A 25,134-nucleotide genomic window follows, 5' to 3' on the forward strand; every position below is an offset into this window, starting at 1 on the left:
AGGGTCAGGTGGTTGCTCTGGCGGTCGCTTTCTTCAGTTCGCTGCCAAGGGCGGCCACCGCAGCAACCGCGGCCGCCTGATCCGAAGCCGCCTCGACCAAGGTCGAGAACTTGCTTCCGACAATGACGGCGTCGGAAATCGCGGCAACGCTGGAGGCTTCCTCCGGCGTTGAAATCCCGAAGCCAACTCCGATCGGAAGCTCGGTCTCCGCGCGAATCCTGCCGACAAGCTCGGCGATCGGACCGGTCTGGACTTGTTTGTCCCCCGTGACGCCGGCGACCGAAACAAAATAAACGAATCCACTGGCACTCTTGAGCACACGCCGGATTCGTTCCTTGGTGCTTGTCGGCGCGAGAAGGAAAATCATGTCGAGGCCCGCTTTGGCCAGAGGCAGGCGAAGCTGGTCCGCCTCGTCGACCGGCGCGTCCACGCACAGAACCGCATCGCCTCCCGCCGCCGCCAGCGCTTGCGCCAAGGCCTCAGGCCCGAACTGCAGGAAAGGGTTGGCGTAGCCGAAGAGAACAATCGGAATTTCCGTTCGAGCCCGCAAGCGCGAGACGAGATCCAGTACACCCGTCAAGTTGGTCCCGGCAGCAAGCGCTCGCTCGGCGGCGCGCTGCAGAACCGGTCCGTCGGCCATGGGATCCGAAAAAGGGACCCCGATTTCCAGAATATCAGCACCCTCATCCACCAGCGCCATCGCCATCTCCTCGGTCGCATCGAGATTCGGGTCGCCCGCCATCAGGAAAGGAATAAAGGCCGCCTCATTCTTTTTCTGGAGACGGCGGAAGCAACTTCGCAGACGCTTGCTGTAACTCTTCATCAGACAGGCCCCTCATCCAAGCCGAGGCAAGAGACCACCGTCGCCATATCCTTGTCCCCGCGGCCCGAGAGGTTCACGACGATATGTTGGTCTTTGGACAAGGTCGGCGCGAGGCGCGTGACCTCGGCCATCGCGTGGGCCGTCTCGAGAGCAGGAATGATGCCTTCGGTCTCGGCCAGCAGCCTCAAGGCTGTCAACGCCTCGTCGTCCGTAGCGGTGACATATTCCGCTCGACCGATATCTTTCAGAAACGAATGTTCAGGACCTACGCCCGGATAGTCCAGCCCCGCAGAAACGGAATGTGCTTCTGTGACCTGGCCGACTTCATCCTGCAACAGATAGGAGCGCGCCCCGTGCAGAACGCCCGGTGTTCCCGCAGTCAGAGTCGCTGCATGATTCCCCGAGGCCACCCCGTGGCCGGCCGCTTCGACCCCCACCAGGCGGACACTCTCGTCCTTGGCGAAAGGGTGAAAGAGACCGATTGCGTTTGAACCGCCCCCAACGCACGCGACCAGGACATCGGGCAGTCCCCCAATAATCTTGCGAAATTGCCGCTTCGTCTCGGTACCGATGACCGACTGCAGATCCCGCACCATCATGGGATAGGGATGGGGGCCGGCCGCCGATCCGATCATATAAAACGTGTCTTCGACGTTTGTGATCCAGTCGCGTAGGGCTTCATTCATCGCATCCTTGAGGGTCCGGCTACCACTTTCCACCACCCGAACCTTGGCGCCCAACAACTTGATGCGAAACACGTTCAGAGACTGACGCTGCACATCCTCCGCGCCCATGAAAACTTCGCATTCGAGGCCGAAGCGTGCGGCGGCAGTTGCCGAGGCAACCCCGTGCTGCCCCGCGCCCGTCTCCGCAATGATCCGTTTCTTCCCCATCCGCCGGGCGATCAGAATCTGGCCGATGGTATTGTTGATTTTATGAGCACCCGTGTGGCAGAGATCTTCTCGTTTGAGCCAGATCTGCGCACCACCCAATTGATCACTGAGGCGCGACACATGCGTCAGAGGCGTCGGGCGACCGACGTACTCCGAGAGCAATTCGCGAAACTCCTTCTTGAACTCCGGGTCTCGCCGAATCCTCCGGTAGGCCTCCTCCAACTCCACGAGCGCCGGCATGAGCGTCTCGCTCACGTAGCGGCCTCCGAACGAGCCGAAATGTCCCTTTCGATCAGGCTGATTTTGCATTCTGGATAAACTCCAACGTCGCTTCCTGGTCCTTGCAGCCGGGGCTGGATTCAACCCCGCTTGCCACATCAACAGCAAAGGGCCTCGTTGCCTGCACTGCCTGCGCAACGTTGCCCGGATTCAAACCTCCGGCGACGATCAGTTGCCCTGCCGGCACCTGCCGAGCCAGGTTCCAGTCGAAACCCACCCCGGCTCCGCCAAACCCGCCATCGGCTCCACCTTCGCAGAGATAATAATCAGGCCCTTCAGAGTCGACCGCAGCCGCTATACTTCCTTCATCATAGACACGAATCGCGCGAATGACAGGACACGGCCAGCCAAGAAGCATTTCAGGCGGCTCATCGCCGTGAAATTGCACGGCATGAAGCCTGGCCGCGAGGCGAGCCTCCTCGACCTCCATTCGGTCCGAGTTCACAAAAACCCCCACGCGCCATACATCATCCGGGATTTGCTCGGAGATCTCGACAGCCGCAGCAAGGTCCACGAACCGCTTGCTCTGGTGATAGAAGTTGAGCCCGATCATATCCGCTCCGGCCGCCGCTACCATGCGGGCATCGGCCGGGGTTGTGACGCCGCAAATCTTGACCAGAACCGCCATCGGATGCCTACGCCGATTCCGACGCGGATACCTCGGCCAGCAAGGTCGCGAGACGATCGCCGGGGACATCCGCGGTCATAAATGCTTCGCCGACAAGAAAAGCACCCGCTCCTGCGCTCGCGAGGCGCCGGAAATCGGCGCCAGAATTGAGCCCGCTCTCGGCAACAATGAGCCGGTCGGCGGGGATGGCGGGGGCCAGCTGCTCGGTCGTCGCCAAATCCGTGACGAAGGTATGCAAGTTTCGATTGTTGATCCCGATCAAGGCAGCCCCGCTCGCCAGAGCCGATTCCAGTTCCCGCTCTTCATGGATTTCAACGAGAACTTCGAGGCCGATCGCCGTCGCCGCCTGCGTCAGATCCACCAACTCCCGGACCTCCAATACCGAGGCAATAAGCAATGCGGCATCTGCGCCCGCCGCGCGCGCCTCTTCCAACTGGTAGGCGTCAATCACGAAATCCTTGCGCAGCAGCGGAATCTCGACCTCGTCACGAACAGCCTTCAGATCCGCGAGACTACCGCCGAAGAAATCTTCGTTGGTCAGAATGGATAGGGCGGCCGCTCCGGCTTGCTCGTAGCCACGAGCAATCTCCACAGGGCGATACGGGTCGCGCAGAACCCCTTTGGACGGAGACCGCCTCTTGCACTCGGCAATCACGGCTGGGGAATGTCGCCGCAGAGCGCCTTGCAGACTCCGCCGATCGGCCGCGTAGCGAGGAGCCGCCTGCAGTTCGGCGACCGAAATCTCTCTCTTCGCTCGAGCCACGACGTCCTTCTCGACCTCGACAATCCTCGCCAGAATATCCGGAACCTCGGGATTTGTACTCATGCCACATCCCCTCGCGCGAACTCGCGATTGGATATCTCGACCAGCCGCGCCAGAGCATCAGCGGCCGCACCCGAGCTCATCGATGCCTGGGCTTTTTTGACACCATCCTCGATCGTTTCCGAGAGCCCCGCCACATACAGCGCCGCACCCGTATTCGCCGCCACAACATCCGCTTGCGGGCTTGGCTCACCTGCCAGAATCTGTCGGACGATGCGGACAGAATCCTCCAAAGTCTCCGCCCGCAAGTCGGCGGGCGACACTTCCGATAGTTTGAGGTCCACGGCCGACAGCGTGAACGACCGGAGCTTGCCCTCGCGAACCTCGATCAGGTCGTTCTCGGCAGCAAGCGAGATTTCGTCCAGACCATCACGACTATGAACGACCAATGCGTGCTCAACCTCAAGCTCCGCGAGGGCCTCTGCGACCAAAGTCAATGCCTCGCGTGAGGGCACGCCGATCACCTGCCGGCGGACACCCGCGGGATTGATCAGTGGGCCCAGGAGGTTGAAAATCGTACGGATCTTCAACTCGGATCGAATCGGCGCAACGTGTCGCATCGCAGGATGAAGTCGGCGAGCAAACAGAAAGGCGATTCCGGCTTCGTCCAGACAGCGACCGGAACCGTCTGCCGAAAGCTCAATAGCCACACCGAGGGCCTCGAGCGTATCCGCACCGCCGAATTTTCCTGAAGCTGCTCGGTTTCCGTGCTTGGCGACAGCGGCACCTGCGCCCGCGGCAACCAGGGCCGAGGCTGTCGAAATACTGAAGGTGCTCTGACCATCGCCTCCGGTTCCGCAGGTATCCACAAGCGGCTTCTGGTGTGTGGAGACCCGACTCGAGTGCTTCCGTAAAGCTCGCGCTGCACTCACCAGTTGGTCTGCAGACTCGCCCTGAACCCGCAGGCCCGTCAAAAAACTTGCCGCGAGAACCGAAGAAGCTTCGCCGCTGATCAGTGCCTCGACAGCTGCACCTGTAGCGTCGGCCGGCAGCCTTTCCCCGGAGGCCAGAACACTCAGGGCTTTTCGTAAAACGTCGTCAGCAATCACGATCGCGATACCTCTTCGAGAAAGTTGGCCAGCAAAGACTTGCCTTCGCTCGTCAAAATGGACTCCGGGTGAAATTGCACACCCTCAAGGAACCATTCCTTGTGACGGACGCCCATGATCACTTTTTCATCCCCATCATAGGTCCATGCCGTCAAATCCAGATCCGCCGGGAGGGACGCCGGTTCGATCACCAGCGAATGGTAGCGCGTCGCTTCCAGATTCTGGGGGAGGTCCTGAAATATCCCCGTCCCCGTGTGCTGGATGGGCGAAGTCTTGCCGTGCATGATCCGAGGGGCGCGGACAATTTTTCCGCCCAGGGCAGCCCCGATCGATTGATGACCGAGGCAAACACCCAAAATCGGCGTTCTTCCTCCGAATTCCCGGACAATCGGAACCGAGACGCCTGCAGCTTCGGGCGTTTTGGGCCCCGGAGACAGTACGATCGCGGCCGGGTTTCGCTGCTGCACATCGGCAAGCTTCAGCTGATCATTCCGGACCACTTCGACCTCGGCACCCAACTCAAAAAGGTACTGCACGAGATTCCACGTGAAGGAATCATAGTTGTCGATCATGAGAATCATTGCTGAATCACCCGAGAGCTTCCGCCATCTCGATGGCCGCAAATACGCTGCGGGACTTCCGGACGCACTCCTCATATTCAGACTGCGGATCCGAGTCGTAGACGATACCCGCCCCCGCTTGCACCCAGGCTTTTCCGTCCTGCATCAGAGCCGTGCGGATCGTGATTGCCGTATCCATGGCTCCATCGAAACCCAGATATCCGAGTGCGCCGCCGTAGAGTCCTCGACTGACTGGCTCGAGTTCGTCGATAATCTCCATCGCACGGACCTTGGGCGCTCCGGACAGGGTGCCTGCCGGAAACGCAGCACGCAGCGCATCGATCGCATCGAACTCGGCGGCTACCTGCCCTTCCACATTCGAAACGATATGCATCACATGCGAGTAGCGCTCGATCTTGAATTCCTCAGTGACCTTCACCGACCCTGGCTCGGCAACCCGGCCAACATCGTTCCGCCCCAGGTCGAGCAGCATCACGTGCTCCGCTCGCTCCTTGGGATCCGCGAGAAGGCCTTCCGCCAGACGACCGTCTTCCAGAGGGTCCGCCGCGCGGGGCCTGGTTCCGGCAATGGGGCGAACCGTCATCACCCCTTGCTCGAGGCGCACCAGAACCTCCGGAGAGCCACTGACGACCGCAAATCCATCCAACTCGAGGTAGGTCAGGTAGGGCGAAGGATTGATGGACCGCAAGCAGCGATAAACATCGAACGGGGCGGCATGAGTCGACCGACTGAAACGCTGGGCGAGAACAACCTGAATGATGTCGCCGGAAACGATATATTCTTTCGCGCGGCCGACGAGATCCTTGTAGCCCTCCTCGGTCATATTCGACTCGACCTCACCCGGCGAGGTCATTCCGATCCGCCCCTGCAAGACCGGCGCGGGAGCCTCCAGTCGGAGGGTCAGCTCTTCAAGTTTGGCAACCGCCTGAGCTCGCGCCTCTTCAAGGTCGCCACCAGCGCGCACATCCGCGTGGGTGAGCAGCAGAATCTTCTGCTCCCGATTATCAAAGATCACCAAAGTATCGACCAGCAGCAAGGCCAGGTCGGGCAAGACCATTGCCGCAGGTGGTGGCTCGGGCAGATCTTCGATGAGCCGCACGGCATCATAACCAATCCAACCGACCAGACCGCCCCGCAAGCGCGGCAATTCAGGAACTTCGGCCATGACGAATTGCGCAAGGATCTGGCGCAGCTCCAGCAACGGATCGACGTCGTTGAAGCTCTCGGAGCGACCGTCAGCCCAGGAGACCGTCATCTCGCGGCCCGTGGCTCGGATGATCGCAGCCGGCTCGGTCGCCAAAAAACTGTAGCGGCCCCACTGCTCGCCGCCCTCATTACTCTCGAGAAGAAAGCCTTCGCCGCCGCGGTGGATTTTCTGGAAAGCCGTCACTGGCGTATCACGATCGGCAAGCACCTCGGTCCAGACCGGAACGTGCGTCACCCCGGAGGCCAAGCGCTCAAACTGAGGCTGAGTAGGATAGCTCCTCATGATCGCTACTCCTCCACCAGAAACGCGCGCGGATACCGCTCCTTGTTCTTGAGTCGGACCACCATCGAGGTCGCTTGCTCCATCGTCGCAAACCGCCCCACTCGCACTCGATACCAGGTCTCCCCGCGCAAACGGACCTTGAAGAGATAGGCCGGGTAGCCCTTGCCTTCCAGCTGTCGGATCAAACGATCCGCTGTCGCAGGATCCTTCGTCGCATTCACCTGCACAGCCCAGGTGCCCGCGTCCACCATATTCACCGTCGGCTTCGGTGTGGGGGCTGGTCGCACCGGGGTGCGCGTCTGGACGGGAGCCGGTGCCATTGTCGGGGCAACGCGCGGGGGTACTCTCGTGGGGGCAACTCGAGGTGCGCGCGTCGCCGTCGGTGCCGGTTTGACGGCAAGGCGGAATGGCGATGTCGGCCTTGGCTCAGGAGAGCGCTGCGCCTGCTCCGCTACGGCAACCGAAGTTGGCTTGGTCGCAGGCCGAGTCCTGGCCTGCGCCGGTCCATCGATGGGCAAACGAACGACGTGCTCCTCGCTGCGGACACGACTCTCCTGCAATCCCTTTCCGACAAAAATGCCAAGAAAAAAGACAACCGCCGATCCGCCGGCAAAAGCCAGGATCAGTCCCAGAACCTCCAACCATCCGAACTCGAACCGCCGCCCACTGCCTGCCATTTTTCACATCCTATCTGGTGCCGAGACGCCCAGAACCGACAATCCGTCGGCCACAACTCGCTGCACGAGGCGCAAAAGGAAGAGGCGCGCGCGCCTACGCGGCTCTTCGGCATCCCCGAGCACTCGGTGCTGGTTGTAGAAACGATGCAAGAGTGCCGCAAAATCCTGCAGATAGAAAACCAGCCGGTGGGGCTCGAGTTCCCGGGCGGCTATCTCGACAACTTCTGCATAGGCCGCCGCCGCTGTGATCAGCTCCTGCTCCTCGCGCAAAACGAGGGGAGCCAGATCAGCCAGCGTCGGATTCCCCTCGGGCAGGCTCACCCCTTTCTCGCCCGCCTGCGCAAAAAGGTTGGCGATGCGGGCGTGGGCATATTGCACGTAATAGACCGGATTATCGGTCGAACGCTTCTTTGCCAATTCCAGATCAAATTCCAGATGCGTGTCCGATTTCCGACTGAGGAAAAAGAAGCGAACGGCGTCCGTGCCAACCTCGTCGATGAGATCGTCGAGCGTGACATACTCGGCTCGGCGCGTGGACATCTTCACCTGCTCCCCGTGCCTGGTGAGGGTGACAAATTGATAGATCACCGCGCGGATGCGCTCGGCCGGCAGACCCAGCCCCGCCAAACCAGCCTTCACCTCCTGATTTTCGGCAATATGGTCGGCACCCAGCACGTCGACAATCTCATCAAAGCCGCGGCCCAGCTTGTTTTCGTGGTAGGCGATATCCGGGAGGCGATAGGCCGGCTCACCTGAACTTTTCACCAGAACACGGTCCTTGGGGAGGCCAACCTTCTCGCCGAGCAGCCACACAGCACCTTCGCGGCGATCGACCAATCCCCGTTTTTCCAACTCGGCCAGAACCCGATCGATCGACCCGCTCGCGTAGAGCGTGTCCTCGTTGAAGAACTCGTCGAACCGGATCCCGAGGCGTTCCTGCGTTTCTCGAATCTCGCGAAAAATCGCCTCCTCGGCAGCATCCCGAAAGGCGGTTCCCTCATGCCCCACAAGGTCCCGGCCATGCGCATCCCGGAGCCCCGCGGCAACCTCGCGGATATAATCGCCCTGATAGCCGTCTTCGGGAAAATCCGCGGGTTCGTCGACCAACTCCAGATACCGGCCGCGCACCGAATCGCCAAGAACCTTCATCTGACGGCCGGCATTGTTGAAATAGTACTCGCGATGGACGTCATGGCCGGTCGCCTCGAGAACTCGCGCGATCGAATCACCCAGAACGGCATTCCGGCCGTGCCCAACGGTCAGGGGACCTGTCGGATTCGCGCTGACAAATTCCACCTGAACCCGACGCCTCTCGCCGAATTTGGAGATGCCCAGAGCAGAATCGGAAGCCAGATCGACCATGAGGGTGCGAAAAAGCTCCGGCTTCAGTCGGAAATTGAGGAATCCGGGGCCGGCAATCTCGATGGATTCCACCCAGCCCGCTGGGTCCTCGACGTTCTCGATCAAGATCTCCGCGATGGCACGGGGCGCCTTTTTCTCAGGCTTGGCGAGAATCATCGCGATATTACTCGCGAGATCGCCATGATCTCTGTCCTTCGGACTCTCCAGAGTCGCTGCCGGTGCCTCTCGGCTTACCAGCTGTCCGGCTTCCGAGGCACGAATCAGCGCCTCGGAGAGTAAACCCTCGATGCGGCTCTTCACCTTCGACTCCTCCGACGTTCCGGTACCACGAAGAGGAGCTACCGACTTAGTTTGTGCGGGTCAAACCTCTGCTTCTCCACAAACGAAGAAGAGCCTGGTGGTCCAATAAAAGGCTCAGCTTTCAGCAGCCGGCTTGCGTCGCGGTTTCTTCTTGGCGGGAAGGTCTTCACCCGAACCGGTGAACTCAATCACCGACATCGCCGCAGCGTCCCCGCGGCGTACGCCCAACTTCGTGACACGGGTATAACCACCCGGTCGGTCGGCAAATCGCGGCGCGACTTCGTCAAAAAGGCGGCTCACGGCATCGCGGTTACCTACAAAAGCCACGGCCCGACGGCGCGCGGCCAATGTACCCTGCTTGCCCAGCGTCACCATGCGATCGGCGATCCGACGAAGCTCTTTCGCCTTGGCGTCCGTGGTTTCGATCCGATCCCGTTTGATGAGTTCGGCCACCAGATTTCGGTAGAGTGCAGAGCGGTGGGCCGATGATCGACCCAGTCTCTTGCCAGCTTTCATGTGTCGCATGGTTCGTCCGTATCTATCGCTTTCGTTTTCCCGAGAAGGATCTCAGGACTGCCCCTCGAGGGCCATTCGTCGCTGTTCCAGTTCCGTCCGAGACGGGAAGTTGTCCAACCGCATCCCGAGTGACAATCCCATATCGGTCAAAAGCTCGCGGATCTCGTTGAGAGATTTACGACCGAAGTTCTTGGTCTTGAGCATCTCGGCTTCGGTTCGCTGCACCAATTCCCCGATATAACGAACGTCGGCATTCTGGAGACAATTGGCCGATCGGACCGAAAGCTCCAACTCGTCGACGGTCTTGAAGAGGTTCTCGTTCAGATCCGAGCCGACTTCTTCCGGCACGGCCACCGGCGCTTCGACCGGCTCTTCGAAGTTGATGAAGATATTGAGCTGGTCCTGAAGGATGCGTGCCGAGTAGGCGATGGCGTCCAGGGGGCTGACGCTCCCATCCGTCCAGATTTCCATGGCGAGCTTGTCGTAATCGGTGCGCTGACCCACTCGAGCGTTGGTCACATTCACATTGACCTTGCGGATCGGGGAGAAGATCGAGTCGATGGCAATGGTTCCCACCGGAGCGCTATCGTCCTTGTTTCGGTCAGCCGGCACATAACCTCGACCCGCTTCGATGGTGAGATCGACCGTGAGCTGTGCACCCTTGCCCAGGTTGGCAATCACATGGCCCGGGTTGAGGATCTCCAACTCAGGGCCGCACTCGATATCGCCTGCGGTGACTGCCTTCTCCCCCGACACATTGATGCGCGCCGAGGTATGTTCGGCACCATCATGAAGACGGAAACGAGCTTCCTTGAGGTTCAGGATGACATCGGTGACGTCCTCGACCACTCCATCGATTGTGGAGAATTCGTGGAGGGTATTTTCGAAGCGAACCGATGTGATCGCCGCTCCTCGAAGTGAGGACAGCAAAATCCGACGGAGCGAATTCCCGAGAGTCGTACCAAAGCCTCGCTCGAGCGGCTCGCACTCGATCTTGGCGTAGTTGTCTTTCATGGTCTTCGCGTCAGCTTCGAGTCGCTGAGGTTTGGTCAGCTCTCGCCAATTCAGTGAATAAGAGTTCAACTGGATTCTCCCGATTTCGTTTTCGTCCCGGTCTCCCGGCTAATTCGAATTGAGTTCAACGACGAAGGTTTGCTTGATCGACAGAGTCGTCGGTGAGCGCTCCGATAGCACTCTGACTCTGCCCTTGGGTCGGTCTCACCGCTTCAGACGCGTCTGCGTTTGGGGGGGCGACAACCATTATGCGGAATAGGCGTGACATCGCGGATTGCCGTGATGGCAAACCCGGCGCCCTGCAAGGAACGCAAAGCAGGCTCTCGACCACCACCGGGTCCGTTCACCAGGACCTGGACGGATCGCATACCCTGATCCGAAGCTTTCTTGGCCGCATTCTCCGCAGCTAACTGGGCTGCGAAGGGAGTGCCCTTTCGTGAGCCCTTGAAGCCCACGGAACCTGCACTTGCCCACGAGATCGCTCCACCTTGCGTATCGGTGATGGTGACGATCGTATTGTTGAAAGTGGAGTGGATATGCACCACTCCTTCGGCCACGATCCGCTTGCCCTTTTTGCGCTTGGGGGCAGCCGTGGCTGGAGATGCAGCAGCGGTCTCTTCCGAAGCGGCCGCCGGGGCGGGTGCTTCTTCGGTGACTGCTTCCGGAGTATCTTCCGGATTCGACATTCGGTCTTTCTCCCTGCTTTTTTTCGTAAAGGCGTCGGGCCGGAACGGCCCTTTCGCTCAAATCAGATGGATTGGCTCAGCCCTTCGAGGGCGCCTGCTTCTTGCCGGCAATCGCACGGCGCGGTCCCTTGCGGGTTCTTGCATTGGTCGAGGTGCGCTGGCCGCGCGCGGGCAGCCCGCGTCGATGCCGCAAACCACGGTAGCAACCGAGTTCAACGTACCTTTTAATGTTCAGTGTCACTTCACGACGAAGGTCGCCTTCGACCTTGTAGGTCTCGTCAATGACGCTGCGGATACTCTGGAGGTCTTCTTCGCTCAAAGCGTCCGAATTCTTGCTACGATCCACGCCGGCCTCGTCGCAGATCTGCTGCGCGCTCGTCCGACCAACCCCGTAGATATAAGTGAGAGCAATTTCTGCTCTCTTGTTATGCGGAAGATCCACTCCTGCAATACGTGCCATGCCTAATCGCTCCCTAACCCTGACGCTGCTTGTGACGCGGGTTCTCGCAAATCACCCGAACGATTCCCTGCCTCCGAATGACCTTGCATTTGGGACAGATCTTCTTGACTGATGCTCGAACCTTCAAAACTTCATCCTCATTTCGCTCGATACGTAATTCGACCTCGGCTCAAGTCATAGGGGGAAAGCTCCACCGTAACTTTGTCACCAGGAAGAATCTTGATGTAATGTTTACGCATTTTGCCCGAAATATGGGCAATAATCTTATGATCGTTTTCGAGCGTTACACGGAACATGGCATTTGGCAGCGCCTCCTGCACGGTCCCGTTAACCTCAATCGCTTCGCCTCTGGGCAAATCAGCCTCTTATGCAGCTATCGTCAACACTTCAGGCCCATTGGCCGTCACTGCTACGGAATGTTCAAAGTGCGCGGCGATGTTCCGGTCCCGCGTCACTGCGGTCCATCCATCCTCGAGCACATCCACTTCCCACGTCCCCAGGCAGACCATTGGCTCGATTGCGAGCACCATGCCTTCCTTGATTCGCGGGTTCTGACCCCTGCTTACGTAATTCGGTACTTGGGGATCTTCATGCAGCCGTTGGCCGATGCCGTGTCCCACAAAATCCTTCACTACACCGTAACCGCCGGCTTCCGCGTGCTTCTGAATCGCTGCGGAAATATCGCGAATACGGTTTCCAATACAGAGTTTTTCAATGCCCCGATCCAGAGATTCAGAAGTGATACGGATCAAATCATCCGCCTCGCTCGTCACCTTCCCGACCGGGATCGTGATTGCGCCATCCCCGTAATAACCCCCACGAATGACGCCAAAATCCAGTCCGACAATATCCCCATCCTGCAGAATCCGCTGGTCACTGGGCATACCGTGAACAACTTCCTCGTTAATGGATACGCAAAGCGTTGAGGGATACGTCTTCCCGCCTACGGTGTAACCTTTGAAGGCCGGTTCTGCACCTGCCTTTTTTGTCCAGGCCTCAGCCAGCCGGTCGAGCTCTCCTGTAGAAATACCGGGACGAACTTCTTCCCGTAAACGTTGAAGAATTTCGCCCACGGTCCGACAGGCCGAACGAATCACTTCAACCTCTTCCTGACGGCGAAGGACGATCATAATCGTTCACTCAAGGCAGGAAACAGCCTGGCGGCGACCTCAGGGGCAGAACCTGTACCGTCGACCTTCACCAACTGCGCGCGGCTTTCGTAAAATTCGAGAAGTGGCTCAGTTTCCTTGCGGTAGATTTCCAGCCGCGCCTGGATCACTTCTTCATGATCATCGTCGCGCTGGTAGAGCTCTCCGGAACAGCGATCACAGATACCGGCGATCTTGGGAGGGCTGAAGTCGACGTGGAACATCGCGCCACATTCGCGGCAGGTACGGCGACCGGAAAGACGCCCCACAACTTCGTCACCGGGAACATCGAGACAGGCGGCAAGGAATTTCATCGCCGATCCTCGCAGGATCGACTCGAGGCCCTCGGCCTGCGGTTTGGATCTTGGAAAGCCATCCAGCAGGAAACCGTCTGCACAATCAGGTTGCTCGATCCGGGCTTGCACGATGCCCAACATCAACTCATCGGGAACCAGTTTGCCGTGGTCCATCAGGCTACGTGCCTCGAGGCCCAGCTCGGAACCTTTGGAAGCCTCGGATCGCAGAATATCCCCCGTCGAAATATGAGGAATGACGATCTTCTGAATCAGAAGATCAGCCTGGGTACCTTTGCCGGCTCCCGGAGGACCCAGCAGTACCAATTGCAATCCGTGCTCAGCCACCTGGGATCCGACCTAGCCGCGCCGCCCGCGGATACGTCCGCCCTTCATGAAGCCATCATAGTTGCGCGTCAATAGATGGGTTTCCATCTGCCCAACCGTGTCCAGCGCCACGCCAACGACAATGAGCAGGGCGGTTCCTCCAAAGAAGAATGGTACATTGAACTGCTGAATCAGCACCGTCGGCAAGACACAGACAGCGGATATGTAGATAGCACCGCCCAGCGTGATTCGTGTGAGAATCCGATCGATGAACTCGGCCGTCTTGGACCCTGGACGAATGCCGGGAATGTAGCCGCCGACCTTCTTCATATTGTCCGCCACCTCGACAGGGTCGAAGGTCACCGCTGTGTAGAAGTAGCAGAAAAAAACGATCAATCCGACGTAAACGATATTGTAGATCCAGCTTCCGGGTTGCAGCGCATCAGCGACCTGACCGGCAATCGGGTGCTCCACAAAGCTCGCGATGGTCCCCGGGAAAATCAGCAATGATGAGGCAAAAATCGGGGGAATCACGCCTGCTGTGTTGATCTTCAGAGGCAAATGAGAGGATTGGCCGCCATACTGACGTCGACCCACGACGCGCTTGGCGTATTGAACGGGAATCCGTCGCTGGCCTCGTTCCATATAAATGATGGCGCCAACGGTCAGAATCATGAAAAGAAGCAGGCCGATTACCGTGAACAGGCTGAGCTCGCCCTCATTCATGAATTGGAAGGTGGAAGTCGCAGCGGACGGCAAGGAGGATACGATGCCGGCGAAGATCACAAGCGAGATCCCGTTTCCGATACCGCGCTCGGTCACCTGCTCGCCAAGCCACATGATAAAGGCTGTGCCCGCGGTCAAAGTGACCATGCTCATGAGGCGGAAGGACCAACCGGGTTCGAAAACAACCCCTCCACCACCAGGTGTCTGGATCTGCTCCAGACCGACACTGATAAACATCGATTGGATCAGCGCCAGAACGACCGTGCCATAACGCGTATATTGCGTGATCTTGCGGCGCCCGGCCTCGCCCTCTTTCTTGAGATTCTCAAGAGTCGGCACGACTACGGTAAGCAATTGGATAATGATGGAGGCGCTGATGTAGGGCATGATTCCCAGCGCAAAAATGGAGAATCTCTCCAGAGCACCACCCGAAAACAGGTTCACCAATCCGAAGACATCATTGGCAGCCGCTTGAAAAAACGACTGCATCGCCGCACCGTCAATTCCCGGCGTCGGGATGGCCACACCGATGCGGTAGACAGCCATCATCCCCGCTGTGAAGAGAAGGCGTTTCTTCAGCTCCTCAACACGCAGCGCATTGGAGAACCCGGTAGTCACGCTAGAACCTCGACCTCGCCACCCTGAGCCTCGATCGCTTTCCGGGCTGCGCCGCTGAAGCCTTGAGCCTTCACGGTGAGCTTGCGATCAATTGATCCCTTGGCCAGAATCTTCACCGGCATATTCGTATTCCGGACCAGTCCTGCGGCACGCAGGGCTGCCGGATCCACGACACTGCCCGCCTCGAAAGCGGTAAGGCCGGAGAGGTTCACGACTTCGTATTCGGTGCGAAAGGGGTTGTAGAAACCACGCTTGGGCAAGCGACGATGCAGCGGCATCTGTCCGCCTTCGTAGCCCACTTTCGTGCTGCCACCCGCGCGAGATTTGCTGCCCTTGTGACCACGGCCAGCCGTCTTGCCCAAGCCGGAGCCCTGGCCACGACCAACGCGTTTGCGATTCTTGGAGGAACCCGCGGAGGGTCTTAAATTTGAGAGATCCATTTCAGACTTCCTCCACCGCGACCAAATGGGCCACCGTGCGAATGCGGCCACGAGCTGGCTGCGAATCTTTGACAACTGCGGACGAGCCGCGCTTGCGCAGCCCGAGCCCACGCAAAGTTGCTCTCTGGCTCTGCGTCCCGCCAATCTCGCTACCGCTCAGAGTGACCTTCCAGCTCCGATCGGCAGACTCGTCGTCCTGGTTCATTCGTCGGACGAGATCCTCGATTCGCAGACGCCGAACTTTTCCTTTTGCCGCCATGGTTTTTCAGTCCTTCCCGTAGTTCCGAATCAGGCGATATCGAGCTCAGCGAGCTGCTTGCCACGAGCCTCAGCCACTTCCTCGGGAGACCGCAGGTTCACGAAAGCCTCGACGGTCGCGCGAACCATATTGTGCGGATTGTTCGACCCGATACATTTGGTCAGAACATCCTGAACGCCGGCTGCTTCCACAACCGCACGGACGCCGCCGCCAGCGATGACGCCGGTACCTGGTCCCGCGGGACGCATCATCACCTTCCCCGCGCCGTAACGGCCGACGATTCCGAAAGGAATCGTGCCTTCACGCAGAGGAACTTTGATGAGAGATTTCTTGGCCCGGTCAATCCCCTTGCGAATCGCTTCAGGAACTTCCTTTGCCTTGCCCACACCAAAGCCGACATGCCCGGCTCCGTCACCGACCACAACGAGGGCGCCGAAACGGAATCGACGGCCACCCTTCACGACCTTGGCCACGCGGTTAATGTGAACAACTTTTTCTTTGAGATCGAGCCCCTCGGGGTCGATACGATCGCTAACGCCAACCTGCACTTTGGTCTACTCCTGAGTTCCCGCGCGGCTCAAAATTCGAGGCCAGCTTCGCGTGCGGCTTCCGCCAGCATACGAACGCGTCCATGGTAGAGGAATCCGTTTCGGTCGAAAACGACCTTCTTGATTCCCGCATCGAGAGCTTTCTTGGCAACCAGAGATCCGACTTCACGAGCCGCATCCCGGTTTCCGGCGAAAGAAAGCTTGTCTTTCAGCTCTGGCGAGAGCGTGGAAGCTGCCGCCAAGGTGCGACTCATGGGATCGTCCGAGATCACCTGCGCATAGATATGATTGGAACTACGGAAGACGGTGAGCCTGGGTCTGGCCTCCGTCCCCTGTACTTTCTTGCGAACACGCGCCTTCCGGAGAAGACGACGGGGTCTACTGATTCCCTTTAACATCAAAATTCTCCGTTAGGCTGCTGCGCCGGCCTTACCGGCTTTGCGACGCACGCGTTCTTCTGCGTACTTGATACCCTTGCCCTTGTAGGGCTCCGGCGGACGAAGTTCACGAATTTGCGCCGCGGTCTGGCCCAGAACCTGACGATCAGGTCCATCGAGCGTGATCAACGTCTGCTTGTCGATCTTCGCCTTTACGCCATCGGGCAACTGGAACAGGATCGGGTGCGAGAAACCGAGATTGAAGAGGATGGTATCCCCCTTCAGTTCGGCGCGGAAACCAACTCCGTTGATCTCCAGAACCCGGGTAAATCCCTGACTGACACCGGTCACGGCATTCGCGATGAGAACTCGCAGCAAGCCGTGTAACGAGCGTTCCTGACGGCTGTCGCCCTGACGCTTTACAACAACCTTGCCGTCCGCCTGCTCCACGGTCAGCTGTTCCGGAATTGCGATTGCGGACTCCCCTCGGGAGCCTTTTACACCGACAGAACCGTCTCCGATCGAAACAGTCACTCCGTCTGGTACGCTTATGGGAAGTCTACCCACCCTAGACATGATCTTCCTTCCTGACCCTCAGGTCCGATGATGCTTGCGTCCGTCTACCAGACGGCGCAAAGCACCTCGCCACCGACCTTGCGCGCACGCGCTTCCCGGTCGGTGATCAAGCCCTGAGGCGTTGACAAAATACTGACACCCAGGCCGCCGCGTACGCGCGGTGCATCTGCTGCGCCAACGTATACCCGCAGACTTGGCTTGCTGCGCCTTTCGAGTCCCGTGATTACCGGCTTGCGATCGGCACCGTAAACCAAGCCCAGACGAATCTGGCGCTGCACGCCCTCGCCAACGGTCGTCACGTCCTTGAGATACCCTTCTCGCACCAGCACTTTGGACAAATTCTCCTTGATGCGGGAGTAAGGGATATCCACTCTTTCCTTACGAGCCTGACATGCATTACGAATGCGTGTCAGTAAATCTGCTATCGGATCTGTAAGCATCGAAACCCTCCAACTACCGAGCTACCAGCTCGCCTTGGTCATGCCCGGAATCTCGCCGCGCAGCGCCAATTGGCGCAGGCAGATCCTGCAAAGTTTGAATTTCCTGTAAACACCGCGGGGTCTCCCGCAGGACAGGCAGCGATTATAACTGCGTACCGCGAACTTTGGAGTTCGAGCCGCTTTGATTCGCATCGAGGTCTTGGCCATCGCGCTTTTCCGCCTCTAATTCTTTCGGAAGGGCATACCCAGCGCACGAAGAAGGGCGAGGCCCTCGCTATCCGTTCTCGCTGTGGTGACGACGGTGATCGTCATCCCCTTCACTTTGTCGACTTTGTCGATATCAATCTCGGGGAAGATCGTTTGATCGTTCAGCCCCATCGAAAAATTGCCGCGACCGTCGAACCCCTTGTCGCTGACACCCTTGAAATCTCTGACTCGAGGAAGAGCCGAGCTGATCAACCGATCGATAAACTCGAACATCCGATTGCCGCGCAATGTAACCATCGCGCCGATCGGCATACCTTCGCGGAGCTTGAAGTTCGCGATTGCTTTCTTGGCACGAGTCACAACCGGCTTCTGACCCGTGATCGTTGCCAACTCGACGACTGCTGTATCGAGGATTTTGGCATTCTGGATCGCGTCGCCCAGCCCCATATTGAGAACGATCTTGTCGAGGCGGGGAACTTCGTTGATGTTCCCCAACTCCAAATCCTTCTGGAGCTGCACCTGCATGCTCTCATGATAAACTTTCCGGAGCCGTGCCACCGGAGCTGCTGTTGCTTCACCCATCGATCAACTCTTTGCTTCTCCGGCTGACCCGGACCTTGGTGCCGTCTTCCAGGATTTTCATCCCGATACGCGTCGGCTCGTTTGATTTGGGACATACGATCATGAGATTCGAGAGATGAATCGAAGCCTCTTTCTCGATAATCCCGCCAGCCTGCTGGCCCTGACCCTTGGAATGACGCTTCACCATGTTCAGGCGCTCGACCTTGGCGCGATTTTTAGCCGCAAGAATCTCGATCACCTTGCCCGTCTTGCCGCGGTCCTTGCCGGCGATGACCAGAACATTATCACCCTTGCGAATGCGGGTCGGTGTCCGCTCCGGGCGCTGCGCCCAGGCTTTCAATTTGGACATCGTACTCATCTCCCCCTAGATCACTTCCGGAGCGAGAGAGACGATCTTCATGAACTTCTTCCCTCGCAATTCCCGAGCGACCGGTCCAAAAATACGCGTGCCGACCGGCTCGCGATTGTTGTCGATCAAAACGGCTGAGTTGTTGTCGAAACGGATATAGGACCCATCCGGGCGACCTACTTCCTTCGCGGTGCGAACAACCACAGCCTTGACCACGTCGCCTTTTTTCACCTTGGAATTGGGCTGCGCTTCTTTCACCGAGCCAACGATCACGTCCCCGATCGAGGCGTAGCGACGGCGACTGCCGCCCAGCACCTTGATGCATAGGAGTCGTTTGGCGCCGGAGTTGTCGGCGATCTGCAATACGCTTTCTGTCTGGACCATTTTAGTTCATCCGATCCTTGAGCTACTCGGCGGCCTTGCGCTGGATGGACTGCACCGCCCAGCGTTTGTCCTTGGAAATCGGCCGAGTCTCGACAATTTCCACGACGTCGCCGACGTTACAGCGGTTCTGTTCATCGTGCGCCTTGAAGTTCTTTCTCGCGCGAACGTACTTCCGGTACTTCGGATGCTTCACGAGGCGTTCGACGCGAACGACGACGGTTTTATCCATCTTGTCCGAAACGACCACGCCGGAGCGATGTTTTCGATGTTGATCCATAGTTAGTACCGCCGTCAGCCTTCGCTCGAAGCCTTGCGCTCCGCCTTGATCGTGAGCACGCGGGCAAGATCCCGCCGCGCTACTCGACCGGCCATCTTGTTCTCGGTCTGGCCGGCGGCCATCCGGAGACGAAGACGGAAGGTCTCTTCTCGCAAATCTTTCTCTTTTTGATCGAGTTCGGGATCACCGAGCTCACGAATTTCTTTAGGCCGCATGCTGTCCTCGCTCGGAGAATCGGGTTTCAATCGGCAGCTTGTTGGCTGCCAGACGGAAGGCTTCCTTTGCCGTTTTGGCGTCGACGCCTTCCATCTCGAAGAGGATTCGTCCCGGCTTGATGATGGCGACCCAGAAATCAGGAGCGCCCTTACCCTTGCCCATTCGAGTTTCAGCGGGCTTCTTGGTCATGGGTTTGTCCGGGAAAACTCGAATCCAGACGCGCCCGCCACGCTTGATATGACGCGTGACAGCGATACGAGCCGCCTCGATCTGCCGTGCGGTAATCCAACCCCGACCGACAGCCTGAAGACCGTAATCACCGAAAGCCAACGAGGAACCGCGCCAGGCAGTCCCGCTGCGTCGACCCTTCTGGATCTTTCTGTATTTTACCTTCTTGGGCGAAAGCATGATCTCTTCCTATGCGCCGCTGGCCTGGCGCTGCTCTTCGTCCTTGGAAAGGACGTCGCCGCGCATGACCCAGCATTTGATTCCGATAATTCCGGCTGTGGTCTTCGCCTCAGCCTGCCCGTAACTAATATCCGCTCGGAGAGTATGGAGAGGCACCCGGCCCTCACGATACCACTCTCGCCGTGCAATCTCGTGACCACCGAGTCGACCGGAAGCCTGAATACGAACGCCTTGGGCGCCCATACGCATGGCGCGGGCAACGGCCTCTTTCATCGCTCGACGGAATGCGACCCGCCGCTCGAGTTGCAAAGCGACGTTTTCGGCCACCAATTGAGCATCCACGTCCGGACGGCGGACCTCGATGATGTTGATGAAAGCTTCGCGCCCCATCAACTTGTTCAATTCGGCCTTCAGCTTCTCGATCTCGGCGCCCTTCTTGCCGATCACCAGCCCCGGCCTGGCGGTGTGAATATTCACCTTGGCCTTGCCAGCGGCACGCTCGATCTCCACGCGAGAGATCCCGGCGTGATAAAGGCGCTTTTTGATGAAGCGACGAACTCGAATGTCTTCGTGAAGGAGCTCTCCGAAATCTCGCTTGGCGAACCAACGAGAGTCCCAGTTCTCAATCACACCGACTCGGAAGCCCTTGGGATGCGTTTTCTGTCCCATAGTCTTAACTCTGCCCCGTCTGTTTCTCGTCGACGATGACGGTAATATGGCTGCTTCTCTTGTTGATCTTGGTTGCCCGGCCTTGCGCCCGGGGAAGCATGCGCTTCAATGTCGGCCCCTCGTCCACCCAGCAGCGGGTAACTATGAGCTCATCGACATCCACGTTTTTGGTGTCTTCGGCGTTCGCAACAGCGGAACGCAAAGTTTTGGCCACGATCCGTGCGGCCTTTTTGGGCGTAAATTCCAGAACCGAGAGGGCCTCTTCGACCTTCCGACCGCGGATCATGTCCACAATCAAACGTGCCTTCTGCGGTGAAATTCGTACGAACCGAGTGCTTGCGCGCGTTTCCATGATCTCTACCCGCTAGCGACGCGTCTTGGCGTCGGATTTCCGATCGCCCGCGTGTCCGTGGAAGGTCCGCGTCGGCGCAAATTCGCCAAGCTTGTGACCGACCATATTCTCGGTGATGAAGGTCGGAATAAACTTCCGGCCATTGTGAACGGCAATCGTATGTCCCAGCATATCGGGGGTAATCGTCGAACGGCGTGACCAGGTCGGAATGACCTTTTTGTCGCCGCTCGCATTCATACCGTCAACCTTCTTTTGAAGATGGTCGTCAATGAATGGGCCTTTTTTGACCGAGCGTGGCATCTCTAAACGTCCTCCGGCCTACTTTTTCTTGCGACGCTGTACGATAAATTGCGTCGTGCGCTTATTGCGTCGAGTTTTGTAACCCTTGGTGGGCATGCCCCACGGGGATGTCGGATGGTTGCCACCCTTGGATCGGCCTTCGCCACCACCATGGGGGTGATCGACCGGGTTCATGGCGGTGCCGCGAACCTTTGAGCGCCGGCCCAGCCAGCGATTGCGTCCGGCCTTACCGATCTTGGTATTTTCGTGCTCGGTGTTCCCGACCTGACCTACCGTCGCGCGACAGTCGATCAGGACCCTCCGTTGCTCACCCGAGGGCAGCTTGACTTGAGCATAGCGGCCTTCCTTGGCCATCAACTGAGCGGAGCCACCAGCACTGCGAACCAACTGGCCACCCTTGCCCACCTTCAGCTCGATATTGTGAATAATCGTACCGAGAGGGATATCGGAAAGCTGCAGGCAGTTGCCCGGCTGGATATCGGCTTCGGGACCGGCCAAAACCGTATCACCGACCGACAAGCCCACCGGAGCCAGAATATAAGCCTGGGCACCGTCGGCATACTTCAACAGAGCGAGATTGGCGCTGCGGTTCGGATCGTAGTCGATCGAGGCGACGCGGGAGGGGATTCCAACCTTGTCCCGACGGAAATCGACCTCACGATAGAGACGCTTGTGACCACCACCGCGATGTCGCGTGGTAATGCGCCCGTTGCTGTTGCGGCCGCCGGTTTTGGCGTTCAGCCTTCCGGTCAGCGCACGTGGGGACTTCTCCTTGGAGAGTCCGGAAAGATCGCGAGAGGTCTGAAAACGACGTCCCGGCGAAGTAGGATTATAACGGCGGCCTTTACGCATGATTAGCCTCAGGCACCCTCAAAGAAGTCAATGCTATGGCCCTCGGAGAGGGTCACGTATGCCTTCTTCCAGGAAGGTTTACGGCCAACGTGGCGACCGACGCGCCGCGTTTTACCCAGCAGACGACTCGTTCGGACTTTCTCGACTTTGACCTCGAAAAATTCCTCGATTGCATGCTTGATCTCGACCTTGTTTGCTCCCGATGCGACCTTGAAGAGAAACTGGTTACCTTGCTCCCCAACCAGGGTTCCCTTCTCCGTGATCAGCGGAGCCAGAATAATTTCCGAATAATGCTTCATGCGTTCAACCGTTCCGCCAACGCCTGAACGGCGTCGGGCGTCAGAATCAAATTCTTGTGGCCGAGAACATCAAGGACGTTTACACCCTCGGGTCGAAGAACCTTGACTCTGGGGATGTTGCGGGCCGCGAGCTCGAGAGCTTCGTTAGGCTGATCACCGGAACCACTGACGATCAGCGTTGAACCCTCGAGTTCCAATTTGGACAGCATGGCGACAACGCTCTTGGTCTTGGCTTCCGGTAGCTCGATCGCATCCACAATTGTGAGTGCACCGTTGCGTTGGCGGTCGGAAAGAACAGCCTTGATCGCAACCTTCCGAGCCTTCGCCGGAAGAGAATAACCATAATTCCGAGGCTGGGGTCCAAAGACCACGGCGCCACCTTCCCAGAGAGGAGAACGGCTGGAGCCAGCGCGAGCGCGACCCGTACCCTTCTGCTTCCAGGGCTTGGCTCCGCCACCAGACACGAAATGGCGCGTTTTTGTCGCGTGCGTGCCGGCGCGTCGCTGCGCCTGCTGCATTTTCACGACTTCGTACACGAGGTGATCGCGAGGGCCTTCGGCAAAGATCTCGGGGAGGTCCATCTCACCCTTCGCTCCGCCGTCAATTGCCCGCAAGGGAGCTGTAACACTCATGACAACACCTCAAGCGGAGCTGCCGGTCGAATCACAACCAGACCGCCATTAGGTCCCGGGACCGAGCCCTTGACCAGCAGGACATTCTGTTCTCCGCGAATCTGCATCAGCTTGAGATTGCGAGTCGTGATCTTCTCGTTGCCATACTGACCCGGCATTTTCTTGCCTCGGAACACGCGTCCAGGGTAGGAAGCGTTGCCGATCGAGCCACCATGTCGGAAGAACTCGTGCGAACCGTGAGTGGCGCGAACTCCGTGGAAACCATGACGCTTCATCACACCCGTGAAGCCACGCCCCTTGCTGGTTCCGCTTACGTTCACCAAGTCACCATCAGCGAAGACATCACCGACCGAAACTGTGGCTCCCAACTCGAGATCGCCGGCACCCTGAAACTCCTGCAGGTGGCGGAAGGTTCCCTTGCCGGCTGCGTCTGCGTGTCCGATGCGGGCCTTGCTTTCACGCTTGGCCTTCGAAGACTCAAAGCCTAGCTGGACAGCATCATAGCCATCCCGACCGGCAGTCTTCTTCTGCACGACGACACAAGGACCTGCTTCGATCACTGTGACCGCAATCGCTTCGCCCGAAGGCGTAAGCAGCTGGGTCATACCGACCTTGCGACCCATCAGCCCCAGTCTCTTGCGAGCCGGTGCCGGGCCCATTTCGGCTACTGCTTCAGCCGATGCCATCGGCATACCCCCCTGCATATCGAGAATTCATTATGAAATTTATCGCTTTCTGCGAAATCCGCCCGACCTACTGAAGCCGGATCTCGACGTCGACACCTGCCGACAAATCGAGTTTGCCCAACGCATCGATCGTTTGCTGGGTAGGATCAAGGATGTCCAAGAGCCGCTTATGCGTTCGGATTTCGAAATGCTCTCTCGACTTTTTGTCGACGTGCGGAGAGCGGTTAACCGTGTACCTTTCGATCCGAGTCGGAAGCGGCACCGGCCCGGCCAGACGACCGCCCGTGCGCCGGACGGTATCCACGATCTCGCGGACCGACTGGTCGAGCAGACGGTAATCATAGGCCTTGAGCCGAATACGGATTCTATCGTTCATAGTAAGACCGACTACTCGAGAATCTTGCTGACCACTCCGGCGCCGACGGTTCGGCCACCTTCGCGGATAGAGAACTTCAGACCCTCATCCATCGCGATCGGCGTGATGAGTTCGACGGTCACCTTGATGTTGTCACCAGGCATCACCATCTCCGTACCTTCCGGGAGATTGAGAATACCGGTCACATCCGTCGTGCGGAAGTAGAACTGAGGACGATAGCCGTTGAAGACCGGCGTATGACGACCGCCTTCTTCCTTGGTCAGAGCGTAAATCTCGGCCTCGTACTTCGTATGAGGGGTGATCGAACCGGGCTTGGCCAGAACCTGACCGCGCTCGATATCTTCACGCTTCACGCCGCGGAGGAGTGCACCGATATTGTCGCCGGCCTGTCCTTCGTCGAGGAGCTTGCGGAACATCTCGACGCCCGTGCAAGTGGTCTTTTCCGTCGGCTTGATGCCCACGATCTCGACCTCTTCACCGACCTTGACGATACCTGCTTCGACACGACCCGTGGCAACTGTGCCGCGACCCGAGATCGAGAAGACATCCTCAATCGGCATCAGGAACGGAGCATCGATCGCTCGGACCGGATCCGGGAAGTACGTGTCCAACGTCTCCATCAACTTCGAGATCGCGCCCGTGCCGAGGTCACTGGTGTCTCCCTCGAGGGCCTTGAGTGCGCTCCCCGGAATGACAGGAACATCGTCTCCCGGGAAATCGTACTTGGACAGCAACTCACGGACCTCAAGCTCAACCAATTCGAGGAGCTCTTCGTCTTCGACTGCGTCACATTTGTTCATGAAAACAACGATCTTGGGCACGCCCACCTGACGGGCGAGCAGGATGTGCTCGCGCGTTTGCGGCATGGGACCGTCGGTTGCGGCAACGACGAGGATGGCCCCGTCCATTTGCGCTGCTCCCGTGATCATATTCTTCACGTAGTCGGCATGACCCGGGCAATCGACGTGCGCATAGTGACGCGCCTCGGATTCGTACTCCACGTGTGCGGTAGAAATCGTTATACCGCGGGCCCGCTCTTCCGGAGCCTTGTCGATGCTATCGAACGCAGCGTACTCACCAAGATTCTTCTCAGCCTGCGTCTTCGTGATCGCAGCCGTGAGCGTCGTCTTACCGTGGTCGATGTGTCCGATCGTGCCGACGTTTACATGCGGCTTGGTGCGCTCGAACTTTTCCTTGGACATCTGAGTCTCTC

40 protein-coding genes are annotated in these 25,134 nt (G+C 58.6%); all 40 read right to left on the reverse strand.

The window, feature by feature from the left end; translation table 11 throughout:
* Positions 1-4: 4 nt before the first annotated feature.
* Complete coding sequence (gene trpA / locus P8K07_05745) at positions 5-823, reverse strand: tryptophan synthase subunit alpha (protein ID MDG1958028.1); 819 nt, start codon at positions 821-823, stop codon at positions 5-7.
* The gene (gene trpB, locus P8K07_05750) at positions 823-2,025 is read right to left on the reverse strand and encodes a tryptophan synthase subunit beta (GenBank protein MDG1958029.1); all 1,203 of its coding nucleotides are present in this window, start codon (positions 2,023-2,025) and stop codon (positions 823-825) included. The genes trpA and trpB overlap by 1 nt, the downstream gene beginning before the upstream one ends.
* Positions 2,009-2,623 (reverse strand): phosphoribosylanthranilate isomerase, encoded by a 615-nt coding sequence (locus tag P8K07_05755; GenBank protein MDG1958030.1) that lies wholly within the window; start codon positions 2,621-2,623, stop codon positions 2,009-2,011. The genes trpB and P8K07_05755 overlap by 17 nt, the downstream gene beginning before the upstream one ends.
* 7 nt (positions 2,624-2,630) lie before the next feature.
* Positions 2,631-3,449, reverse strand: coding sequence for an indole-3-glycerol phosphate synthase TrpC (trpC, locus tag P8K07_05760; GenBank protein MDG1958031.1), 819 nt, complete (start codon positions 3,447-3,449; stop codon positions 2,631-2,633).
* Positions 3,446-4,495, reverse strand: coding sequence for an anthranilate phosphoribosyltransferase (gene trpD / locus P8K07_05765; GenBank protein ID MDG1958032.1), 1,050 nt, complete (start codon positions 4,493-4,495; stop codon positions 3,446-3,448). Before trpD ends, trpC begins: the two co-directional genes overlap by 4 nt.
* The gene (locus P8K07_05770) at positions 4,492-5,076 is read right to left on the reverse strand and encodes an aminodeoxychorismate/anthranilate synthase component II (protein ID MDG1958033.1); all 585 of its coding nucleotides are present in this window, start codon (positions 5,074-5,076) and stop codon (positions 4,492-4,494) included. The genes trpD and P8K07_05770 overlap by 4 nt, the downstream gene beginning before the upstream one ends.
* Before the next feature lie 7 nt (positions 5,077-5,083).
* Positions 5,084-6,565, reverse strand: a complete 1,482-nt coding sequence (gene trpE, locus P8K07_05775) for an anthranilate synthase component I (GenBank protein ID MDG1958034.1) — start codon at positions 6,563-6,565, stop codon at positions 5,084-5,086.
* A 5-nt stretch (positions 6,566-6,570) separates the two neighbouring features.
* Positions 6,571-7,242 (reverse strand): SPOR domain-containing protein, encoded by a 672-nt coding sequence (locus P8K07_05780; GenBank protein ID MDG1958035.1) that lies wholly within the window; start codon positions 7,240-7,242, stop codon positions 6,571-6,573.
* Positions 7,243-7,245: 3 nt separating this feature from the next.
* Positions 7,246-8,904, reverse strand: a complete 1,659-nt coding sequence (argS, locus tag P8K07_05785; GenBank protein MDG1958036.1) for an arginine--tRNA ligase — start codon at positions 8,902-8,904, stop codon at positions 7,246-7,248.
* Positions 8,905-9,018: 114 nt separating this feature from the next.
* On the reverse strand, positions 9,019-9,429 hold the full coding sequence (gene rplQ / locus P8K07_05790; GenBank protein ID MDG1958037.1) for a 50S ribosomal protein L17: 411 nt from the start codon (positions 9,427-9,429) through the stop codon (positions 9,019-9,021).
* 42 nt (positions 9,430-9,471) lie between these two features.
* Positions 9,472-10,503, reverse strand: coding sequence for a DNA-directed RNA polymerase subunit alpha (locus P8K07_05795; protein MDG1958038.1), 1,032 nt, complete (start codon positions 10,501-10,503; stop codon positions 9,472-9,474).
* Positions 10,504-10,646: 143 nt separating this feature from the next.
* Positions 10,647-11,120 carry a 30S ribosomal protein S11 gene (gene rpsK, locus P8K07_05800; protein ID MDG1958039.1) on the reverse strand — a complete coding sequence of 158 codons (474 nt, stop codon included), beginning with the start codon at positions 11,118-11,120 and terminating at the stop codon, positions 10,647-10,649.
* A gap of 76 nt (positions 11,121-11,196) precedes the next feature.
* Positions 11,197-11,580, reverse strand: a complete 384-nt coding sequence (gene rpsM / locus P8K07_05805; GenBank protein MDG1958040.1) for a 30S ribosomal protein S13 — start codon at positions 11,578-11,580, stop codon at positions 11,197-11,199.
* A 13-nt stretch (positions 11,581-11,593) separates the two neighbouring features.
* Positions 11,594-11,707: a 50S ribosomal protein L36 gene (gene rpmJ, locus P8K07_05810; protein ID MDG1958041.1), complete on the reverse strand. Its 114-nt coding sequence runs from the start codon at positions 11,705-11,707 to the stop codon at positions 11,594-11,596.
* Between the two features lie 10 nt (positions 11,708-11,717).
* Complete coding sequence (gene infA / locus P8K07_05815) at positions 11,718-11,936, reverse strand: translation initiation factor IF-1 (GenBank protein ID MDG1958042.1); 219 nt, start codon at positions 11,934-11,936, stop codon at positions 11,718-11,720.
* Between the two features lie 9 nt (positions 11,937-11,945).
* On the reverse strand, positions 11,946-12,710 hold the full coding sequence (gene map, locus P8K07_05820; GenBank protein MDG1958043.1) for a type I methionyl aminopeptidase: 765 nt from the start codon (positions 12,708-12,710) through the stop codon (positions 11,946-11,948).
* Positions 12,707-13,354, reverse strand: a complete 648-nt coding sequence (locus P8K07_05825; GenBank protein ID MDG1958044.1) for an adenylate kinase — start codon at positions 13,352-13,354, stop codon at positions 12,707-12,709. The genes map and P8K07_05825 overlap by 4 nt, the downstream gene beginning before the upstream one ends.
* A 27-nt stretch (positions 13,355-13,381) precedes the next feature.
* Complete coding sequence (gene secY / locus P8K07_05830; GenBank protein ID MDG1958045.1) at positions 13,382-14,692, reverse strand: preprotein translocase subunit SecY; 1,311 nt, start codon at positions 14,690-14,692, stop codon at positions 13,382-13,384.
* The gene (gene rplO / locus P8K07_05835) at positions 14,689-15,132 is read right to left on the reverse strand and encodes a 50S ribosomal protein L15 (GenBank protein MDG1958046.1); all 444 of its coding nucleotides are present in this window, start codon (positions 15,130-15,132) and stop codon (positions 14,689-14,691) included. Before rplO ends, secY begins: the two co-directional genes overlap by 4 nt.
* 1 nt (position 15,133) lies before the next feature.
* Positions 15,134-15,337, reverse strand: coding sequence for a 50S ribosomal protein L30 (rpmD, locus tag P8K07_05840; protein ID MDG1958047.1), 204 nt, complete (start codon positions 15,335-15,337; stop codon positions 15,134-15,136).
* A gap of 83 nt (positions 15,338-15,420) precedes the next feature.
* Positions 15,421-15,939, reverse strand: a complete 519-nt coding sequence (gene rpsE, locus P8K07_05845) for a 30S ribosomal protein S5 (protein MDG1958048.1) — start codon at positions 15,937-15,939, stop codon at positions 15,421-15,423.
* 29 nt (positions 15,940-15,968) lie between these two features.
* Entirely contained in the window at positions 15,969-16,337 is a 369-nt protein-coding gene (gene rplR, locus P8K07_05850; protein ID MDG1958049.1) for a 50S ribosomal protein L18, read from the reverse strand.
* Between the two features lie 12 nt (positions 16,338-16,349).
* A complete protein-coding gene (gene rplF, locus P8K07_05855) occupies positions 16,350-16,892 on the reverse strand; it encodes a 50S ribosomal protein L6 (protein MDG1958050.1) in 543 nt (180 codons plus the stop codon).
* 44 nt (positions 16,893-16,936) lie between these two features.
* On the reverse strand, positions 16,937-17,332 hold the full coding sequence (gene rpsH / locus P8K07_05860) for a 30S ribosomal protein S8 (GenBank protein ID MDG1958051.1): 396 nt from the start codon (positions 17,330-17,332) through the stop codon (positions 16,937-16,939).
* Positions 17,333-17,353: 21 nt separating this feature from the next.
* The gene (locus tag P8K07_05865; GenBank protein MDG1958052.1) at positions 17,354-17,539 is read right to left on the reverse strand and encodes a type Z 30S ribosomal protein S14; all 186 of its coding nucleotides are present in this window, start codon (positions 17,537-17,539) and stop codon (positions 17,354-17,356) included.
* A 15-nt stretch (positions 17,540-17,554) separates the two neighbouring features.
* The gene (rplE, locus tag P8K07_05870; protein MDG1958053.1) at positions 17,555-18,097 is read right to left on the reverse strand and encodes a 50S ribosomal protein L5; all 543 of its coding nucleotides are present in this window, start codon (positions 18,095-18,097) and stop codon (positions 17,555-17,557) included.
* 16 nt (positions 18,098-18,113) lie between these two features.
* The gene (gene rplX, locus P8K07_05875; protein MDG1958054.1) at positions 18,114-18,470 is read right to left on the reverse strand and encodes a 50S ribosomal protein L24; all 357 of its coding nucleotides are present in this window, start codon (positions 18,468-18,470) and stop codon (positions 18,114-18,116) included.
* 15 nt (positions 18,471-18,485) lie between these two features.
* Complete coding sequence (gene rplN, locus P8K07_05880; protein ID MDG1958055.1) at positions 18,486-18,854, reverse strand: 50S ribosomal protein L14; 369 nt, start codon at positions 18,852-18,854, stop codon at positions 18,486-18,488.
* Positions 18,855-18,876: 22 nt separating this feature from the next.
* A complete protein-coding gene (gene rpsQ / locus P8K07_05885; protein ID MDG1958056.1) occupies positions 18,877-19,131 on the reverse strand; it encodes a 30S ribosomal protein S17 in 255 nt (84 codons plus the stop codon).
* 14 nt (positions 19,132-19,145) lie between these two features.
* Positions 19,146-19,346 carry a 50S ribosomal protein L29 gene (gene rpmC / locus P8K07_05890; GenBank protein ID MDG1958057.1) on the reverse strand — a complete coding sequence of 67 codons (201 nt, stop codon included), beginning with the start codon at positions 19,344-19,346 and terminating at the stop codon, positions 19,146-19,148.
* On the reverse strand, positions 19,336-19,755 hold the full coding sequence (rplP, locus tag P8K07_05895) for a 50S ribosomal protein L16 (GenBank protein ID MDG1958058.1): 420 nt from the start codon (positions 19,753-19,755) through the stop codon (positions 19,336-19,338). The genes rpmC and rplP overlap by 11 nt, the downstream gene beginning before the upstream one ends.
* Before the next feature lie 9 nt (positions 19,756-19,764).
* Positions 19,765-20,424: a 30S ribosomal protein S3 gene (gene rpsC / locus P8K07_05900; GenBank protein ID MDG1958059.1), complete on the reverse strand. Its 660-nt coding sequence runs from the start codon at positions 20,422-20,424 to the stop codon at positions 19,765-19,767.
* A 4-nt stretch (positions 20,425-20,428) separates the two neighbouring features.
* Positions 20,429-20,776 carry a 50S ribosomal protein L22 gene (gene rplV / locus P8K07_05905; protein MDG1958060.1) on the reverse strand — a complete coding sequence of 116 codons (348 nt, stop codon included), beginning with the start codon at positions 20,774-20,776 and terminating at the stop codon, positions 20,429-20,431.
* Between the two features lie 12 nt (positions 20,777-20,788).
* The gene (rpsS, locus tag P8K07_05910) at positions 20,789-21,076 is read right to left on the reverse strand and encodes a 30S ribosomal protein S19 (GenBank protein MDG1958061.1); all 288 of its coding nucleotides are present in this window, start codon (positions 21,074-21,076) and stop codon (positions 20,789-20,791) included.
* An 18-nt stretch (positions 21,077-21,094) separates the two neighbouring features.
* Positions 21,095-21,928, reverse strand: coding sequence for a 50S ribosomal protein L2 (gene rplB / locus P8K07_05915; protein MDG1958062.1), 834 nt, complete (start codon positions 21,926-21,928; stop codon positions 21,095-21,097).
* Positions 21,929-21,936: 8 nt separating this feature from the next.
* Positions 21,937-22,227: a 50S ribosomal protein L23 gene (rplW, locus tag P8K07_05920; protein MDG1958063.1), complete on the reverse strand. Its 291-nt coding sequence runs from the start codon at positions 22,225-22,227 to the stop codon at positions 21,937-21,939.
* Positions 22,224-22,859 carry a 50S ribosomal protein L4 gene (gene rplD / locus P8K07_05925; GenBank protein ID MDG1958064.1) on the reverse strand — a complete coding sequence of 212 codons (636 nt, stop codon included), beginning with the start codon at positions 22,857-22,859 and terminating at the stop codon, positions 22,224-22,226. Before rplD ends, rplW begins: the two co-directional genes overlap by 4 nt.
* Positions 22,856-23,545 (reverse strand): 50S ribosomal protein L3, encoded by a 690-nt coding sequence (rplC, locus tag P8K07_05930; GenBank protein MDG1958065.1) that lies wholly within the window; start codon positions 23,543-23,545, stop codon positions 22,856-22,858. The genes rplD and rplC overlap by 4 nt, the downstream gene beginning before the upstream one ends.
* Before the next feature lie 67 nt (positions 23,546-23,612).
* Positions 23,613-23,921 carry a 30S ribosomal protein S10 gene (gene rpsJ, locus P8K07_05935; protein ID MDG1958066.1) on the reverse strand — a complete coding sequence of 103 codons (309 nt, stop codon included), beginning with the start codon at positions 23,919-23,921 and terminating at the stop codon, positions 23,613-23,615.
* A gap of 11 nt (positions 23,922-23,932) precedes the next feature.
* Positions 23,933-25,123, reverse strand: a complete 1,191-nt coding sequence (tuf, locus tag P8K07_05940) for an elongation factor Tu (GenBank protein MDG1958067.1) — start codon at positions 25,121-25,123, stop codon at positions 23,933-23,935.
* Between the last annotated feature and the right edge of the window lie 11 nt (positions 25,124-25,134).

The sequence above is a fragment of the Candidatus Binatia bacterium genome (genome assembly GCA_029248525.1).
In the GTDB taxonomy this organism is placed as follows: Bacteria; Desulfobacterota; Binatia; order UBA12015; family UBA12015; genus UBA12015.